Below are 17,105 nucleotides of genomic sequence, written 5' to 3' on the forward strand. Positions count from 1 at the left end.
CCCGCACGGGCCGCCACCCCAAGTCCTCTTGGTGCTTGTTACGCCGCCTTGAGCGCCGTCGTCGTCATGGCGACGTTGTTGTAGCCGCCAATGCTCGAACGGTAGTCGAATGCGTCATCCTTCATGGTCGGGAATCCCGTGAAGTTCTTCGTGGTCCACATCTCCCCGGATCCGCCACTCATGTAGGCCAGGTACGGGGCACCCTCGGCAACGGCCTTTTGGATGATCTGCAACTGCGCGGTGATCTCCGCGGTGCTCGACCGGGGCAATGCCTGCAACGCCGCCAACGCGTCGTTGCCGGCCTTGGGCATCTTCCACAGGCCCTGGTTGCCGTAGCCGTTCTTTTGCGGACCAGGCTCCAGGTTCTTCCAGCTGTAACCCTGGAAGGCGTTGTAGGCGGAGCCGTTGAGGTTGGCCGTCCACACCATCATTTCGTAGTCGTGGATCTTGGCCTGGAACACGGTGTCCGGAGTGGGCATGTACGCCACGTCCACCCCCAGGTTCTTCTTCCACTGGGCGATGATCATGGGCGCCACCACGATGTCGGTGGGCTGGTCCAGGTTCACGAACAGGCGGACGGGGTAGGACTTGCCGTCCTTGCTCAGGTTCCCGCCTTCCACACTCCAGCCGGCCGATGCCAGATCGGCCTTGGCCTGCTCCACGTTCGGCGTCAGGGGCTTGGCGTACTCGGGAAGCAGGGCGTCCTTGTACAGCTCAAGATTCAGGCCGGTGACCGATGGCACCGTATAGCCGGTACCCACGGCCTTCGTGGCCGCCGTCAGGTCCACCGAATCGCGGAACGCCCGGCGCACCGCCGCATCCGTGAAGGGCGGGTAGGTGCAGCCAAACAGCACGCCGCGGGAGGAGCCGTCCGGGAAGTACTCGTAGTGGTTGTCCTTGCCCATGCCCAGGAACTGGGTCAGGACCCCCGCCCCGCCGCCGTCGGCCCAGTCGACCTTGCCGGAGGAAATCGAGGACTGGATGTTGCCCACGGTACCGCTGGGAATGATGTGGACCTCCTTGACACCCTTGGCCTTGCCGCCCCAGTAATCATCACGCAAGGTGATCTGGACCTGCTGGCCGGAGAAGGACTTGAGCACGCCCGGGCCGGTGCCCACCGGCTTCTTGTCCACGTACTTGTCGTGGTCGCCCTGGGCTTCGTAGATGTGCTTCGGGTAGACCGGGTAGTACATGGACATGTTGGTGTCCTGCTGGTACTTCGGCAGGTTGTAGTTGACCTGCACCGTGTACTCATCGAGGGCCTTGACGGGCTCCCTGACCAACCCGTCCGGGCTGGGATCGCCGAGCACAAAGTTGTACGTGTAGACGACGTCGTCGGCCGTGAACGGCTTGCCGTCGCTCCAGGTGACGCCCTTGCGGAGGGTGTAGGTGGCCGTGCGGCCTCCGTTCGTGTACACGACCTTTTCGGCCAACGCCGGCTCGAGCTTGCCGCCGTCGCGGGTGGAAACCCGGAACAACGTCTCGTAGAAGAAGCCGATCCCCGGCCCGCCCGTGCCGCCGCCGTTGGCATTGAAGTTCTCCGGGAACTGGTTCGAGGCGCCGGCGTCGGCCCCCAGGGTCAGGACCCCGCTGCCGGCGTCGCCGCCGCCCACCGCACCCTTGCAACCCACCATGGTCAGCGCCGAACCGGCAATGATCGCGCCCAGGAAACCCCTGCGGCCAAAATCCCCCATGCCGGTCCCCTACGCCTTGGTCAGGTTGACGGTGGTGAGGCTGACGTTGTTGTAGCCGCCAATGCTGGAGCGGTAGTTGAACTCCGCATCCGCCATGGTGGGGAAGCCCTTCCAGTTCTTGGTGGTCCACATTTCGCCCGAACCGCCGCTCATGTACGACATGTACGGAGCGTCGTTCGCGACGGCGGCCTGGATGACCTGCAGGAGCTTGTTGATCTGGGCGGTCTGCTCCATGGGGACGCTGGAGAGCTCGATGAGCGCATCGTTGGCGGCCTTGGGCATCTTCCACAGGCCCTGGTTGCCGGCGCCGTTCTTCTGCGCCTTCTCGCTCATGTTGGACCAGCTGTAGCCCTGGTACGCGTTGTAGGCGGAGCCGTTGAGGTTGGTGGTCCAGACCATCATTTCGTAGTCGTGGATCTTGGCCTGGAACACGGTGTCCGGGGTGGGCATGTACGCCACGTCGATGCCGAGGTTCTTCTTCCACTGGTCGATGATCATGGGAGCGACCACGATGTCGGTGGCCTGGCCCAGGTTCACGAACAGTCGCAGCGGGTACGACTTGCCGGCCTTGGTCAGGTTGCCGCCGACGACGGTGAAACCGGCCGCGGCCAGGTCCGCCTTGGCCTGCTCCACGTTCGGGGTGAGGGGCTTGGCGTACTCGGGAAGCAGGGCGTCCTTGTACAGTTCCATGTTCAGGCCGGTGATCGAGGGCACCGTGTAGCCAATGCCCACGGCCTTGGTGGCGGCGGTCAAATCCACCGAGTCGCGCAGGGCGCGACGGACCGCGGGGTCGTTCAGCGGCGCATAGTTGCAGCCGAACATGACGCCGCGGGAGGAGCCGTCGGGGAAGTATTCGTAGTTGTTGTCCTTGTTCATGCCCAGGAACTGGGTCAGGACGCCGGCACCGCCGCCGTCGGCCCAGTCAACCTTTCCGGAGGAGATCGAGGACTGGATGTTGCCCACGGTTCCGGTGGGGATGATGTGGACCTCCTTGACACCCTTGGCCTTGCCGCCCCAGTAGTCCTCGCGCAGCGTGATCTGGACCTGCTGGCCGGAGAAGGACTTGAGCACGCCCGGGCCGGTGCCAACGGGCTTCTTGTCGACGTACTTGCCGTAGTCCGCCTGCTGCCCGTAGATGTGCTTGGGGTACACGGGGTAGTACATGGACATGTTGGTGTCCTGCTGGTAATTCGGGCTCGTGTAGTTCACCTGAACGGTCAGCGGGTCAAGGGCCTTGACGGGCTCCTTGATGAACTGGTCGGGCCCGGGGGTGCCGAACACGAAGTTGTAGGTGAAGGCGACGTCGTCGGCCGTGAACGGCTTGCCGTCGCTCCAGGTGACGCCCTTGCGGAGGGTGTAGGTGGCCGTGGCTCCGCCGTTGGAGTACACGACCTTCTCGGCCAGTGCCGGCTCGAGCTTGCCGCCGTTGCGGGTGGAAACCCGGAACAGCGTCTCGTAGAAGAAGCCGATGCCCGGGCCGCCGTCGCCGCCGCCGTTGGCATTGAAGTTTTCCGGGAACTGGTTCGAGGCGCCGGCGTCGGCCCCCAGGGTCAGGACACCGTTGCCGGCATCGCCGCCGCCCACCGCACCCTTGCAGCCAACCATGGTCAATGCCGAACCGGCAATGATCGCGCCCAGAAAATTCCTGCGTCCAAAGTCCTTCATGGGTATTCCTTCCAAAGTGATTTTGTTGAAGTGGTTGAAAAGCTAAAAACGTCTAGTTGCTGACCAGGTGCCCGATTGTCGCGGCCTTGGCCTCATCCTCGACAAGCCAGCAGGCCGATTGGCGGCCGCCCAGCTCCAGGAGCTTGGGTTCCTCGCTCAGGCACCGGTCCATGACGGCCGGGCAGCGTGAGGCAAAGCGGCAGCCGCCGTGCATCTTGCTGTTGTCCATGCCGGTGCCGGCGGAGGCTTCGCTGGGGATCTCAATGCCCGATCCCTTGAACCGCGCCGGGTTCGGCGCGGCGGCCAGCAGGAGCTTCGTGTACGGATGCTTGGGGTTGGCGATCACCTCTTCGGTGGCCCCCGACTCCACAATGACCCCGCCGTACATGACCGAGATCCTGTCGGAGAGGTAGCGGGCGCTGGCAATGTCATGGGTGATGTACATGACGGCCATGCCCTCCTCCTCGCGGAGATCGGACAACAGGTTCAGCACGTCCAGGCGGATCGAGGCATCCAGCATGGAGGTGGGCTCATCGGCCAGGATGACGCTCGGGGACACCGCCAGGGACCGGGCGATGGCGATGCGCTGGCGCTGGCCGCCGGAGAGGTCCGTGGGGTACCGGTCGATGTAGGCCTCGGCCGGGGACATGCTCACGCGTTCGAGCAGTTCCAGTGACTTGGCCCGCACGTCCTTGCGGCTCTTGGCCAGGCCGTGGATCTTCAGCACGCGGCCCAGGATGTAGCTGATCTTCTTGAGCGAGTTCAGCGAAGCGAAGGGATCCTGGAAGATCAGCTGGATGTTGTTGAAGTACTCGCGTTCATGCCGGGGCGAGACCTTGATCGGGGTGCCGCGGAAGAGCACCTCGCCGGCGGTCTGCTTGTAGATCAGCGAGAAGACCCGGGCAATCGTGGTCTTGCCGGAGCCGGACTCCCCCACGAGTGCCATGGTCTGGCCGGGGTACAGCTTCAAATCGACGCCGTCCAGGGCCTTGATGGTCTTGCGTTCCCCGCCCACGTGGACGTCGAAGTGCAATTTGAGGTTGCGGGCTTCCAGTACCGGGACTTGTTCGGGTGTCTCAGACATGGAGTTCCTCCTTGATGACTGACAGGGTTTCCGGGGTGACGAGGTGGCAGGCAGCGCGGCCGCCGGGGATGTCGAGCAGGACCGGGATTTCGCTTTCGCAACGGGCAATCTTCTGCGGGCACCGCGGCGCAAACGCACAGCCCTGGGGCAGGTTCAGCAGGTTGGGCGGCGAACCGGGAATGCCCGTGAGCTTGCGGACGGGTTCGGTCAGCGGGGGGAACGCGTTGCGCAGGCCCTGCGTGTAGGGGTGCCGGGGCGCCTCGTACAGCTGCGCCGCCGTGCCGACCTCCACGATCTTTCCGCCGTACATGATGGCGATCCGGTCGGAGATTTCCAGGAGCAGGGACAGATCGTGGGTGACGAAGGCGATCGCGAAGCCCAGCTTTTCCTGCAGTTCCAGGACCTTGGAGAGGATCTGGCGTTGCATGACGACGTCGACGGCGGTGGTCGGCTCATCCATCAACACCAGTTCCGGGTCGCAGGCCAGGGACAGCGCGATGAGTGCGCGCTGCTGCATGCCGCCGGAGAGTTCGTGCGGGAAGGCGTTGATGCGGTGTGAGGGGATCCCCACCATTTGCAGCAGTTCCTCGGCGCGGGTCGTGGCGGAGGCCTTGGTCAGTTCGCGGTCGTGGGCCAGCAGGACGTCCAGGAACTGTGCCTTCAACCGGCTGACCGGGTTCAGGCACGCCATGGCGCTCTGCATCACGATCGAGATGCCGCTCCAGCGGTAGTCCACGAGCTGCTCTTCGGAAAGCTTCGTCAGGTCGACGGGGGCCTTGCCCTTGGCGTGGAAGACCACTTGCCCGGCGCTGGTCACCGCGGGTGCCCGCTGCAGCCGGCCCAGGGCCGCCAGCAGGGTGGACTTTCCGGAAGCGGATTCGCCGGCGATGCCGAGGATTTCGCCACGGTGCAAGGTGATGTTGATGTCGTCGCAGGCGCGGAGGTTTCCGACTTCCGTCACATAGTCGACGCACAAGCCCTTTGCCTCCAGCAGCGGCGGTGAGGTGGCGATGCGCTCGGCAATCTCGGCTACGGTTTCCAGTTTCATACCAGTGCTCCAATCTTGGCCTGCTCTGCGGCATCCTGGCGTGACTTTTGCTTGAGGAACCTGCGCATCAGGGTCATGCGCTTGGAGCTCAGGGTCGGGTTGGTGACTTCGTCCAGGCCGAAGTTGATCATGGTGGTGGCGAAGCCGATCAACGCCAGGCAGAGCCCGGGAGGCGCGAACCACCACCACTGTCCGTTGAACAGGGCGTTCTGGGTGGTGGCGTAGTTGATCATCAGGCCCCAGCTGGGCTGGGCGGCGCTGCCAATGCCGAGGAAGGCGAGGGAGGCCTGCATGCCGACGCCGGCGGCGATCAGGCGCAGGAACATGGGGGATATGATGCCCGAGAGGTGCGGGAGCACCTCGACCATGATGACCCGCAGCGGGTGTTCGCCGATGGTGCGCAGGGCTGCGGTGAAGTCGCGGCCGCGCAGCGACATGGCCTGGGCGCGGATGGCGCGTGCGCCGCCCGTCCATTCCAGCCCGCCGATGATGATGGAGACGAGCAGCACGTTGGCGTTCTGCAACAGCCCGGCAATCATGAACAGGATCGCGAACGACGGGATGTTCTGGACCACCAGGATGACGCCGTTGAGGAACCTGTCCACGGCGCCGCCGGAGAAACCGGCAATCGTGCCGATGACCACCGAGAGGGCGGTGCCGATGACGGCGGACATCAGGCCCACCAGCATGGAGCTGCGGGCTCCGTACAGCAGCCAGGACAGCGCATCCTGGCCGGAGCTCGTGGTGCCCATCCAATGTTGGGCGGACGGTGCCTGGCCCATGGCGTTTTCGTCAAACATGTAGGGGGTCCAGCCGAGCACGTGCTCGCTGAACGGCTGGCCGAAGGCTGCGGCGAGCAGGAAGACGGCCATGATGACCAGGCCGATCTGGACCTTGCGCAGTGACATGAATCTGGCGAACATGGCTTATTTCTCCTTGGTCCGCGGATCGAGCAGTACGTAAACGGAGTCGGCGATGAAGTTGAAGACCAGGCTGACCAGGATGATGAGCAACATGATGCCCTGCATGACGGGGTAGTCGCGGGTGCCCTGGGCGGCGAAGAGCAGGGAGCCCACGCCGGGGTAGATGAACACGCTCTCGGCCAGGATCACCGCCGTCAGCGATGCGCCGATGGACTGGGCCAGGCCGGTGAAGTTGGGCAGCAGGGCGTTGCGGGCGGCGTAGTTTTTCAGCACCTTGTTCGGCTTCAGGCCCTTTGCGCGGGCCAGCTGGACGTAGTCCTCGTTGACCGTGGTGATCATCATGTTGCGCATGGTGAACATCCAGTTGGCGAAACCCACCAGAACCAGGGTGGCCATGGGCAGGATGGAATAGATCGCCACGCTGGCCAGGAAGGTCGGATCAAGGAGGTTGATCGGCAGGCTTTCGTTGTACGCGCCCTGCGGCGGCAGCCAGCCGTGCTTGTAGCTGATGAACCAGACCAGCAGCAGGCCCAGCCAGAAGGCCGGGATGGAGCTGAAGAACATGGCGATCGGGGTGATGATCGAATCAAGTTTGCGGCCCGGCTTCCAGCCAAGCTTGGCGCCGGCCCAGGTGCCGATGATCCAGCCGATGATGGTGGAGAAGATGGCAAGGTACAGCGTCCACGGCAGGGCCCGGCCAATAAGGTCGGCCACCGGGACCGGGTAGTACTGGATGGACAAGCCCAGGTCGCCCGAGAGGGTCTGGACCAGGTAGTGCCAGAACGCCACGAACACGTTTTGGTTCGGATCACCGTAGCGGGCGTAAATCTGTGCCAGCGCGTAGGGGCTGGGCATGTTGCCGGTCTTGGCGACGATGCTTTGGATCATCTGGTCGGCGGGATTGCCGGGCATGAACCGGGGCAGCATGAAGTTTGCCACCAGCGAGATCAGGGCCACGATCAGGTATGTGAGAAGCCGCTTGCCCAGGTACCGCAGTCCCTGGATGCGGGACCGGTAGGAGAAGCGGGGCCGCTTCCGGACACGCGAGTCCGCTCCGGCCCCCTCCCCCTTATCCAAGGGCGGACGATCTTGTACATCAACGGACACATTTACCTCCCAAGTAATCGCAAACTGTGAGCCACGCTACATTAGATTTCAAATAAACAACAGCTACTTCGTTCGATTGATTAAACATGAAGACACTCTTTAGACGAAAATCGAATGAAGTTCTGCCTTTGCGCTGGCATACGAAGCAAAAAAGTGGTTGCATTGATGATGCTAGCTTAAGCGCCTAAGTGATGTTGCCCACCAACACATATGCTTCTTCTAGATGAAGAGAACATCCCGGAGACGAAGATCCCGCCCGAAAGGTGAGCCCCCATGCATGACAACCACAGCTTGATCGAGAACCGGTTACAGCGAGTCCTGAAGGAACGGATCATTCCGTCCATCTACACCCACCTGGCCGATCTTGAGATGACGGCGTGGCACGTCGAGGGCGGCCTGGGCGAACCCGTTGACCCCGCAGTGGCACTGCCCGGCGGAGACGCCGCCGTCAAGAGCACAGCGGGCGTGGACTACCAGCCGTTCGCCGTCGGCCAGGAGTGGGGACCGGCCTGGGGCACGAGCTGGATCCACGTGACCGGCGTCGTACCGGCACAGGCGGCCGGCAAGGCCGTGGAAATGGTCATCGACTTAGGCTGGGACCGCCACTCCCCCGGATTCCAGGCCGAAGGTCTGGCGTACAACCCGGACGGCAGCGTCATCAAGGCGCTGAACCCCTTCAACTCCTGGCTTCCCGTCACCAAGGACGCCAAGGGGGGCGAGCAGATCGACTTCTACCTTGAGGCGGCCGCCAACCCGCTGATCCTTGACCACAACCCGTTTGCGCCCACCGAGCTCGGCGAAAAGTCCACGGCCGGCGACAAGCCCCGGTACAAGGTGGCCCGCGCCGACATCAATGTCTTCAACCAGGGCGTCTGGGAACTGGTCCAGGACCTCGAGGTGCTGTACCAGCTCCAGCACGAGCTTGACCTGGGCGACCCCCGCCGCTGGGACATCCTGTACGCGATCGAACGCGCCCTGGACGCCGTGGTCCTGAAGGACATTTCCGGCACCGCCGCGGCCGGCCGCGAGAAGCTGGAAAAGGTCCTGGCCCAGCCGGCCAACGCCAGCGCCCACCAGCTCACCGCGATCGGCCACGCCCACATCGACTCGGCCTGGCTCTGGCCCGTGCGGGAAACCGTCCGCAAGGTGGCCCGCACCAGCTCCAACATGGTGAACCTGCTGGCCGAATATCCCGACATGCAGTTCGCCATGTCCTCCGCCCAGCAGTACGAATGGATCAAGGAACAGCGCCCCGAGGTCTTCGCCAAGGTCAAGGAGGCCGTGGCCGGCGGCCGCTTCATCCCCGTGGGCGGCATGTGGGTGGAATCCGACACCAACATGGTGGGCTCGGAAGCCATGGCCCGCCAGTTCACCTTCGGGCAACGGTTCTTCACCGAGAACTTCGGCATCCAGTGCGAGGAAGTCTGGCTGCCCGACTCCTTCGGCTACTCGGCCGCGCTGCCGCAAATCGTGAAGCTGGCCGGCGCCAAGTGGTTCCTGACCCAGAAGATCTCCTGGAACACCGTCAACAAGTTCCCGCACCACACCTTTAACTGGGAGGGCATCGACGGCACCCGCGTCTTCACCCACTTCCCGCCCGTCGACACCTACAACTCCGACCTTTCAGGCGGCCAGCTGGCCCACGCCGTGCGCAACTTTCGCGACAAGGGGGCCTCCAACCACTCGCTGGCACCGTTTGGCTGGGGCGACGGCGGTGGCGGACCCACGCGTGAGCAGATCGCCCACGCCCGCCGCACCAAGAACCTCGAAGGCTCGGCCCAGGTCACCATCCAAACCCCGAAGGAGTTCTTCACGGCGGCCGAGGCGGAATACTCCAACGCCCCCGTCTGGAAGGGAGAGCTGTACCTTGAACTGCACCGCGGCACCTACACCTCGCAGGCGCTGACCAAGCAGGGCAACCGCCGCAACGAACACCTGCTGCGCGAGGCCGAGCTATGGAGCGCCACGGCCGCCGCCCGCGGCCGGATCGAGTACCCGTACGAGGAACTGGACCGGATCTGGAAGCTGGTCCTACTGCACCAGTTCCACGACATCCTGCCCGGCTCCTCCATCGCCTGGGTGCACCGCGAAGCGGCCGAACGCCACGCGGAAATGACCGCGGACTTGAACGTGATCATCGCCCGCGCCCAGGAGGCACTCGCGGCATCGGTGACCGAGCCTGTCGAGGTCTCGGCAAGCTCGACCACCGCGAACCTCGTGTTCAACGGCTCCCCGTTTGCCCGCAACGGCGTGGCGGCGTTCTCGGCCGGCGTTGCGGCAGCAGCCAAGGCCCCCGTGACGGTGGAGCGGGACGGCTCCGACGTCGTCGTCGGCAACGGCCTGATCACCGTCCGCTTCGACGCCGACGGCGTGACCACCTCCATGGTGGACGTGGCCGCGGACCGCGACGTGGTGCCGGCCGGCCAGGGCGCCAACCTGCTCCAGCTGCACGCCGACTTCCCGAACATGTGGGACGCCTGGGACATCGACGAGTTCTACAAGAACACCGTCACCGATGTGCGCGAACTCGATTCCCTGGAAACCGCCACGGAAGCCGACGGCACCGTTGTGGTCTCGATCAAGCGCTCCTTCCGCAACTCGGTGGTGCGCCAGCAGGTGCGGATCGCCCCGGATTCGAAGACCGTCACGGTGGCCAACGACATCGACTGGCACGAACAGGAGACGCTGCTCAAGGCCGCGTTCCCCATCGACGTGCACGCCGATTCGGCCCGCTTCGAGACCCAGTACGGCCACATCCAGCGCCCCACGCACGAGAACACGTCCTGGGACAGCGCCCGCTTTGAGGTGTGCGCGCACCGCTGGGTCCACGTCAGCGAGCCCGGTTTCGGTGCCGCGGTCATCAACGATTCCACCTACGGCCACGACGTCTCCCGCCATCTGGGCGGGGACGGCTCCTCCTTCACCACCGTCCGGCTGTCCCTGTTGCGCGGCCCGAAGTTCCCGGACCCCGAGACCGACCAGGGCAACCACACCTTCAACTACGCCTTCGTGGTGGGCGCGGACGTGGCCGACGCCGTGGCCGCCGGTTACGCCCTGAACCTGCCCGAGCGCGCCCTCACCGGCGCCCCGGTGGCGCCCTTGGTCACCACGAGTTCCGCGGCCGCGTTGGTTGAGGCCGTCAAGCTGGCCGATGACCGCAGCGGTGATGTGATCGTGCGCCTGTACGAGCCTCTGGGCGCCCGCGCCAAGGTCACGCTCAACGCCTCCTTCGAGGTGGTCTCCGCCGCGGAGAACAACCTGCTGGAGCAGCCGCACGACGGCGGTTCGCTCACCTTTGCCGACGGTGTCGCCACCGTGGTGCTCCGCCCGTTCCAGATCGTCACCCTCCGTCTCAAGAAAGGCAACAAATGAGCTCCGCTCCCACAGCTCGCACGGCGCCGCTGCGCTGGGGTGTCAACTACACCCCCAGCGAGAGCTGGTTCCACTCCTGGCAGGACTTCAACATTGACGCCGTCAAGGCCGATCTGGAGTCGATCGCCTCGATCGGCCTCGACCACGTGCGGATCTTCCCGCTGTGGCCGTTGCTGCAACCCAACCGCACCCTGATCCGCCCGGCGGGCATTGCCGACGTGGGCAAGGTGGTGGACGCCGCCGCCGAGTTCGGCCTGGACGTCTCCGTGGACGGGCTGCAGGGGCACCTCTCCAGCTACGATTACCTGCCGTCCTGGGTGACCAGCTGGCACCGCCGGAACATCTTCACCGACCCGGACGTCATTGCCGCCCAGGCCGAACTCGTCACGGCCCTCGCCACCGAGGTCACTGCGCGACCCAACGTGCTGGGCATGACCCTGGGCAACGAGACCAACCAGTTCGCGGTGGCCCGCCACCCCGAAAAGCATGAAACGACTCCGGCCCAGATGGGCGAGTGGATCAACACCCTCATCGACACGGTTAAGAAGGTGTGGCCTCAGGGCATGCACCAGCACAGCTTCGACGACAACGTGTGGTTCATCGACTCCTCCCCCGTGACCCCGCGCCATGCGGCGTCGCTGGGCGATGCGACCACCGTGCACTCGTGGGTCTTCACTTCGGTGTCCAGGCTGTTCCCGGCCGGCCACCCGGCCAGGACGTTGTTTGCCGACTACCTGGTGCAGCTGGCCGATTCGTGGGCCGAAACCCCCACCCGCCCCATCTGGCTGCAGGAAATCGGCGCGCCGTACCCGGCCGTGCCGAAGGAGCAGGCCGCGGACTTCCTGGAGGCGAGCCTGCGCCCGCTCATGGATACGCCGAACCTGTGGGGCACCACCTGGTGGTGCTCGCACGACGTCAGCCGCAAGCTGGCCGACTTCCCGGAACTGGAATACACGCTGGGCCTGCTGGACTCGGACCGGAAGGTCAAACCCGCCGGCCGGCGCCTCGCCGAGATGATCCAGGAAGAAAAGCGCAACCCCACCGCTCCGGTGCAGCGCGGCACGGCGCTGTCCTTCGACTCCGGCGACGAGGCAACGGGCGTTGGCCGCTCCGTGACCGATCCCTCCGGCGAAGTCTTCGCGGCCTGGCTGGAACTTGCCGCCCGCGGCGAGAAGCCCACCCTGGTGCGCGAAGCCAAGCTGGCCGACGCCGGCTACCTCGCCGCCCGCGGCATCAACAACGTCGTCACGGCTGAGGCGGTTGGCGCCCGGCCCGCCGGGGTGGGCGATGTCCCCGTGGTCAGCGAAGCAAACATTTGGGCGGAAACGGTGGAAGCATGAGCGCATTGAACCTGGTCCCGGCACCCACATCGGTGACCGAGCACCACGGCTGGACGGCCGTCCCCGAGGCGTTTGGCATCGAATCCTTCATCCCCGTGGGCGGCTGGCTGCTGCGCTCCCTGGAGGATTGGCTCGACGCTCGCATCCAGCCCGTATCCACCACCGGCGAGGCGTGGCTGCGCATCACCGAGGACGCCGCCCTTCCGGCCGGCGCCTACCGCCTGGGCATCAACCCCACCGGCATCACGGTGTCCGCCGCCGGCGTGGAGGGTGTCATCAACGCGGCCCAGACACTGCGCCAGCTGGTCGGCTCCCGGGGGTTCGCGCCCGCACCGGTGAGGGGCGCCGGCGTCGAACTTCCCAACGTGAGCATCGAGGACGCGCCGTCGTTCGCGTTCCGCGGCGTGCACTTGGACGTGTCACGGCACTTCGTGCCCCAGGACGAGCTGCTGCGGTTCATCGACCTGGCCGCCGCGCACAAGCTCAACGCGCTGCACCTGCACCTGACCGACGACCAGGGCTGGCGCATGGAGATCCCCGCGTTCCCGCGGCTGGCCGAGGTTTCCTCCTGGCGCAAGGACACCATGGAGGTGTACACGGAGGACGGCCGGTTCATGAAGGGCCGCCCGCACGGCGGATGCTATTCGCTGGACGAGCTGCGCGAGGCCGTTGCGTATGCGAAGGACCGCGGCGTGGTGATCATTCCCGAGATCGACCTGCCCGGGCACTCCGTGGCGGCCATTGCCGCGTACCCGCAGCTGGGCGTCGGGGCACCCGAAGTGGAGGTGTGGACGGGGTGGGGCGTGAACGATTGCATCCTGGACCCCTCCGATTACACGCTGGACTTCTTCCGCACCGTGCTCGACACCGTGATGGACGTTTTTGACGCCCCCGTCATCCACCTGGGCGGCGACGAGGTCCCGTACGAGCGCTGGCACGCCTCCGAAACCGTGCGGCAGCGCGCCGCCGATCTGGGCCTGGAGTCCGTGGAACTGCTGCACGGCTGGTTCCTGGGCCAGCTCGCCGCGCATTTGGAGAGCCGGGGACGCCGGGCCGGGGTGTGGCATGAGGCCGTCAGCTCCACGATGCCCACGACCGCCGTCGTCAACGCCTGGGGCGGGCTGGACACCGTGGTGCACAGCCTGGCCGCCGGCTACGACACCACCATTTCCTGCTGCTCGCACCTGTACCTGGATTTCCGGGAGAACGACAATCCCCGCGAACCCAGCGGTTGCAGCCCCCTGCTGTCCACGGAAAAGCTGTACAACTTTGAGCCGCTGGAGCCGAGGGTGCTGGCCGCCGCCGAATCCACGGGGGCTGCCATCACCGGCATCCAGGCCCAGGTTTGGACGGAATACCTGGACACGCGCGAGATCCGGGACTACAACACGTACCCGCGGTTGAGCGCGTTTGCCGAGCTGGCCTGGAGCGAGGACCGCGATTATGCGGACTTCCTGGAGCGCCTGGCGGACGGGCACCTTGACCGGCTTTCGGCCGCCGGGGTGGACTTCCGTCCGCTCGACGGGCCGCATGCCTGGCAGGAGCGCCCGGACATCGCGGCGAAGGCGGGCCGCAGCTAGTTATGGGATTGCAAACCGTGCCTGCCGTGCAGCATTGGAACGACGACGCCGGCCCCGCCTGGGTGCCGACGCCCGGGACCCGTGTGGTGCTGCAGGCACGGGATGCGCTCCCGTTGGGGGAACTGGCTGCGCGCCTGGCCGGCGAGCTGGGCATCCGGTGGTCGAGCTTGGGGCCCCGGTGGTCGAGCTTGTCGAGACCAGGCGACATCGAGCTCCGGCTCGAGCCGCTGGCCGCGCAGTCAGCCGAGGCTTATCGGCTGACTGCCGGCGCGGTGCTCACCATCACCGCACCCACCGAGGCCGGGCTGTACTACGGCACCCGCACCCTGTTGCAGTGGCTGCGCACCGGCAAGCCCGTCCGCGGCACCGTGACCGACTGGCCCAACTACGCCCAGCGCGGGGTCATGGTGGATGTGGGCCGCAAGTATTTTTCCCCGCAGTGGCTCGCCCGGTTCATTGAAAACATGGGCTGGTTCAAGCTGAACCACCTGCATTTACACCTGAACGACAACGTCGGCGTGGGCCTTGAATGCGCCAGCCACCCGGAAATCGTCAGTGAAAAACACCTGTCCTATGCGGAGCTTGACGGCATCCTGGCCGTCGCCGCAGCCCATCACGTCACGGTGGTCCCGGAATTCGACACCCCCTCGCATGCGGCCGCCATCGTGGCCGCCCACCCGGACCTTGCCATCACCGACCGGCACGGGACCGTCGAGAACGACAAGCTCGACGTGGCCCGCAGCGAGGCACAGGACTTGGTGGCCGACGTGGTCCTGGAATGGGCGCAGCGTTTCCCCGGACCGTATTTCCACCTGGGCGGCGACGAGTTCTTTGCCGCACCGTGGGAGCCGGAGGACCACCGGCACCCGCTGCGCTACCCCAGCCTGACCCGCTTTGCGGAGGCCGCGACGGGCGCCCCGGCCACGCCGCTGGACGGCTACGTGCTGTACCTGAACCGGCTCAATGCGCTGCTCCGGGTGCAGGGGAAGCGGGCGCGGGTCTGGAACGACCACATCCATCCGGGAATCGGGGTGGCGCTGGACCTCGACGTCGACGTCGAGGTGTGGATCCGCTGGAACACCTCCTACCCCAGCGCCCGGGACCTCCACGACGCCGGCTACACGCTGGTGAACCGCAACGGCGACCACCTGTACTTCGTACTCTCCAGCGATTCGGTACCGGCCGCGTCGGGGCGGAAATCCGCGCAGGGCATCTACGAACTGTGGCATCCGCACCGCTTTATGGGGGCCGCCGGCGGTGCGGCGGACCTCGACCTGGACCCGTCCGTGCCCGTGGCCGGGGCCGTCATGTCCATCTGGTGCGACCACCCGCCGGCCATGAGCGAGGAACAGGTGGCCGGGCAAACCCTCGACTGGATCCGATCCCTGAGCCAGCAGCTGTGGGGCTCACCCAAGCCGGCGGCAAGCTACGCGGAATTCAGCACGCTGTTCGGCCCGGTGGGCCTGCCGCCGGCCGCCTAGCGGGCTTGCTTCGAGGTTGCCCCGAGCACTGTTGAATCGCGCACCACGAGTTCCGGCGTCGGCATTTGGACGTCGGCGGGCACGTTGCCGGCGATGAGTTCCAGCAGGCTGTGGGCGGACCTGGCACCCAGCACAGCCGGGTCGCGGCGCAGGGCCGTGAGCTGCGGACGGACGGCCGTCCAGATGATGTTGTCCTCCCAGGCCACCACGGCCATGTCGCGCGGGACCACCACGCCGTGTTCGTTGAACGTGGCCAGCCCGGCCAGCGCCAGGACCTCGTTGTCGTAGATGACGGCCGTGGGGCGGTCGGCGAGCGCCAGGATCTCCTCGGTGGCCTCGATGCCCGAGTGCTGGGAGTAGTCAGTCAGGTAGCTGCTGTGCGCGCGCATCCCCAGGTCCTTGGACACGCGGGCGAAGGCCTCCACCCGGCGGCGGGTGTGCAGGAGGTCGTTGATGCCGGCCACGTGGGCAATGTGCGTGTGGCCCTGCCCGGACAGGTGTTCAACGATCAGGCCCATGGCGGCGCCGTCGTCAATGCTCACGCCCGGCAGGCCCATTTCGGAACAGGCCCCGATGAAAATGGCCGGCAGTCCCAGGGCGCCCAACTGGGCGGGGCGGGGATCATCCACGCGCGGGTCGACCACGAACACGCCGTCCACGCGGCGTTCGGACCACCAGCGCTGGTACGTTTCCTGCTCCTCCTGGATGGTTTCGACGATCTGCAGCACCAGGGCCTGGGACTCGGCGTTGATGACCGATTCAATGCCGGCGATGAGCCGCAGGAAGAAGGAGTCGTTGCCCAGGCCTTCGTTGCTGCGCGCCAGCACCAGGCCGACGGCGCCGGCCTTGGCCCCGGACAAGGCGGCCGCGGCCACGTTGCGGCGCCAGCCCAGCTTTTCGGCGGCCTCGTGGACGCGCCGCACGGTGGCCGGTGACACCCCGGCCTTCCCGTTCAGGGCAAAGGAGACGGCGGCCTCGGACAGTCCCGTGACTTCGGCGATTTGGCGCATGGTGGGCCGGGGCATGGTGTCCTTCGATGGGGTTGAAAGCGGCAACGATTTTGCGGATCTTCAGCTCCCCATTTTATAGGGTAAAGCGCTTAATGTGGACATCGTTACGCCCCTTGAAGGCCTGCCGGGTCACTCTCCGGGCACGCCGATGCCCAGATACCTCGCCGTGGCCTCGCTTCCCTCCACGGTCAACAGCCAATCGGGCCGCTTGAACGTCTCCGGGGTGACGCGCACGTACTGGACCTCCGTCATTTCATGGGGCTTCCAGGCATGCCGGAATACGCCGTTGGGTTCGTAGCCCAGGGACCGGGATACGCCCAGCGATGCCTCGTTCCAGGCGGCCGCCTCGGATTCGGCCACCTCCGCCTTCAGCCAGTCGAACGCGTAGAGGAGCACGGCCGCCCGCATCTCCTTGCCGAACCCCTTACCCTGGGCGCTTTGCCGCAGCCAGGAACCCGTGGTGATGGTCTTGAGGTTGGCAAAGCCCGCGGCGCCGAAGTCCTGGCAGCCGATCAATTCATCGCCGTGCCAGACACCCAGTTGCAGCGACCACTTGTCCCTGCCGGCCTCGGCCCGGGTCCGCCAGATGTGCTGCGCCGAATTGGCCGGGAGGTCCTCGGGACTCGCCTGCGTCCAGGGGTGCGAGAAGGGCATCACCTCGGGTGGATGGATTCCGCTCAACACCGAGGCGACGACCGCCGGAATGTCCTCGTCACGGATGGGGCGCAGGGTCAGCCGCGGCGTCACTAGGGTCAGGGCGAAAGGGGGCCAAAACTGGGCGGGACTGGTCATCCTGCAGTC

Annotated in this window: 12 protein-coding genes; 4 read left to right on the forward strand and 8 right to left on the reverse strand. The window is 65.9% G+C overall.

Going from position 1 to position 17,105, the window contains the following annotated elements; genetic code table 11:
• Positions 1-38 precede the first annotated feature (38 nt).
• The 6 genes from AL755_RS20990 to AL755_RS21015 are packed head-to-tail and all read right to left on the reverse strand — an operon-like array spanning position 39 to position 7,491.
• Complete coding sequence (locus tag AL755_RS20990) at positions 39-1,694, reverse strand: ABC transporter substrate-binding protein (protein WP_054012674.1); 1,656 nt, start codon at positions 1,692-1,694, stop codon at positions 39-41.
• 9 nt (positions 1,695-1,703) lie between these two features.
• Complete coding sequence (locus AL755_RS20995) at positions 1,704-3,359, reverse strand: ABC transporter substrate-binding protein (protein WP_054012675.1); 1,656 nt, start codon at positions 3,357-3,359, stop codon at positions 1,704-1,706.
• Positions 3,360-3,411: 52 nt separating this feature from the next.
• On the reverse strand, positions 3,412-4,443 hold the full coding sequence (locus AL755_RS21000) for an ABC transporter ATP-binding protein (protein ID WP_054012676.1): 1,032 nt from the start codon (positions 4,441-4,443) through the stop codon (positions 3,412-3,414).
• Complete coding sequence (locus AL755_RS21005) at positions 4,436-5,491, reverse strand: ABC transporter ATP-binding protein (protein WP_054012677.1); 1,056 nt, start codon at positions 5,489-5,491, stop codon at positions 4,436-4,438. The genes AL755_RS21000 and AL755_RS21005 overlap by 8 nt, the downstream gene beginning before the upstream one ends.
• Positions 5,488-6,414, reverse strand: coding sequence for an ABC transporter permease (locus AL755_RS21010; RefSeq protein WP_054012678.1), 927 nt, complete (start codon positions 6,412-6,414; stop codon positions 5,488-5,490). The genes AL755_RS21005 and AL755_RS21010 overlap by 4 nt, the downstream gene beginning before the upstream one ends.
• Before the next feature lie 3 nt (positions 6,415-6,417).
• Entirely contained in the window at positions 6,418-7,491 is a 1,074-nt protein-coding gene (locus AL755_RS21015) for an ABC transporter permease (RefSeq protein WP_054012679.1), read from the reverse strand.
• A 303-nt stretch (positions 7,492-7,794) separates the two neighbouring features.
• Here AL755_RS21015 and AL755_RS21020 point away from each other — a divergent pair, with 303 nt between their 5' ends.
• Genes AL755_RS21020 through AL755_RS21035 form a run of 4 tightly spaced genes read left to right on the forward strand, consistent with a single transcriptional unit; the run spans position 7,795 to position 15,294 of the window.
• Positions 7,795-10,893, forward strand: coding sequence for an alpha-mannosidase (locus tag AL755_RS21020; RefSeq protein WP_054012680.1), 3,099 nt, complete (start codon positions 7,795-7,797; stop codon positions 10,891-10,893).
• Positions 10,890-12,233 carry a glycoside hydrolase 5 family protein gene (locus tag AL755_RS21025; RefSeq protein ID WP_202813539.1) on the forward strand — a complete coding sequence of 448 codons (1,344 nt, stop codon included), beginning with the start codon at positions 10,890-10,892 and terminating at the stop codon, positions 12,231-12,233. The genes AL755_RS21020 and AL755_RS21025 overlap by 4 nt, the downstream gene beginning before the upstream one ends.
• Positions 12,230-13,813 (forward strand): beta-N-acetylhexosaminidase, encoded by a 1,584-nt coding sequence (locus tag AL755_RS21030; protein WP_054012681.1) that lies wholly within the window; start codon positions 12,230-12,232, stop codon positions 13,811-13,813. The genes AL755_RS21025 and AL755_RS21030 overlap by 4 nt, the downstream gene beginning before the upstream one ends.
• Before the next feature lie 2 nt (positions 13,814-13,815).
• On the forward strand, positions 13,816-15,294 hold the full coding sequence (locus AL755_RS21035; protein WP_054012682.1) for a beta-N-acetylhexosaminidase: 1,479 nt from the start codon (positions 13,816-13,818) through the stop codon (positions 15,292-15,294).
• On the opposite strand, the gene AL755_RS21040 is transcribed toward AL755_RS21035, so the two are convergent.
• Together AL755_RS21040 and AL755_RS21045 are read right to left on the reverse strand one after the other, a co-directional pair.
• Entirely contained in the window at positions 15,291-16,319 is a 1,029-nt protein-coding gene (locus AL755_RS21040; RefSeq protein WP_054012683.1) for a LacI family DNA-binding transcriptional regulator, read from the reverse strand. The two genes, AL755_RS21035 and AL755_RS21040, sit on opposite strands and share 4 nt — an antisense overlap.
• Before the next feature lie 114 nt (positions 16,320-16,433).
• Positions 16,434-17,096 (reverse strand): GNAT family N-acetyltransferase, encoded by a 663-nt coding sequence (locus tag AL755_RS21045; RefSeq protein ID WP_054012684.1) that lies wholly within the window; start codon positions 17,094-17,096, stop codon positions 16,434-16,436.
• Positions 17,097-17,105 lie beyond the last annotated feature (9 nt).

The sequence above is a fragment of the Arthrobacter sp. ERGS1:01 genome (assembly GCF_001281315.1).
GTDB lineage: Bacteria > Actinomycetota > Actinomycetes > Actinomycetales > Micrococcaceae > Specibacter.

What these genes read in the sequence shown, in the direction of transcription:
- AL755_RS21020 (WP_054012680.1), top strand. Translation starts at nt 7,795, where the DNA reads ATGCATGACAACCACAGCTTGATCGAGAACCGGTTACAGCGAGTCCTG.
- AL755_RS21035 (WP_054012682.1), top strand. Translation starts at nt 13,816, where the DNA reads ATGGGATTGCAAACCGTGCCTGCCGTGCAGCATTGGAACGACGACGCC.
- AL755_RS20995 (WP_054012675.1), bottom strand. Translation starts at nt 3,359, where the DNA reads ATGAAGGACTTTGGACGCAGGAATTTTCTGGGCGCGATCATTGCCGGT.
- AL755_RS21025 (WP_202813539.1), top strand. Translation starts at nt 10,890, where the DNA reads ATGAGCTCCGCTCCCACAGCTCGCACGGCGCCGCTGCGCTGGGGTGTC.
- AL755_RS21045 (WP_054012684.1), bottom strand. Translation starts at nt 17,096, where the DNA reads ATGACCAGTCCCGCCCAGTTTTGGCCCCCTTTCGCCCTGACCCTAGTG.
- AL755_RS21030 (WP_054012681.1), top strand. Translation starts at nt 12,230, where the DNA reads ATGAGCGCATTGAACCTGGTCCCGGCACCCACATCGGTGACCGAGCAC.
- AL755_RS21040 (WP_054012683.1), bottom strand. Translation starts at nt 16,319, where the DNA reads ATGCCCCGGCCCACCATGCGCCAAATCGCCGAAGTCACGGGACTGTCC.
- AL755_RS21010 (WP_054012678.1), bottom strand. Translation starts at nt 6,414, where the DNA reads ATGTTCGCCAGATTCATGTCACTGCGCAAGGTCCAGATCGGCCTGGTC.
- AL755_RS21005 (WP_054012677.1), bottom strand. Translation starts at nt 5,491, where the DNA reads ATGAAACTGGAAACCGTAGCCGAGATTGCCGAGCGCATCGCCACCTCA.
- AL755_RS20990 (WP_054012674.1), bottom strand. Translation starts at nt 1,694, where the DNA reads ATGGGGGATTTTGGCCGCAGGGGTTTCCTGGGCGCGATCATTGCCGGT.
- AL755_RS21000 (WP_054012676.1), bottom strand. Translation starts at nt 4,443, where the DNA reads ATGTCTGAGACACCCGAACAAGTCCCGGTACTGGAAGCCCGCAACCTC.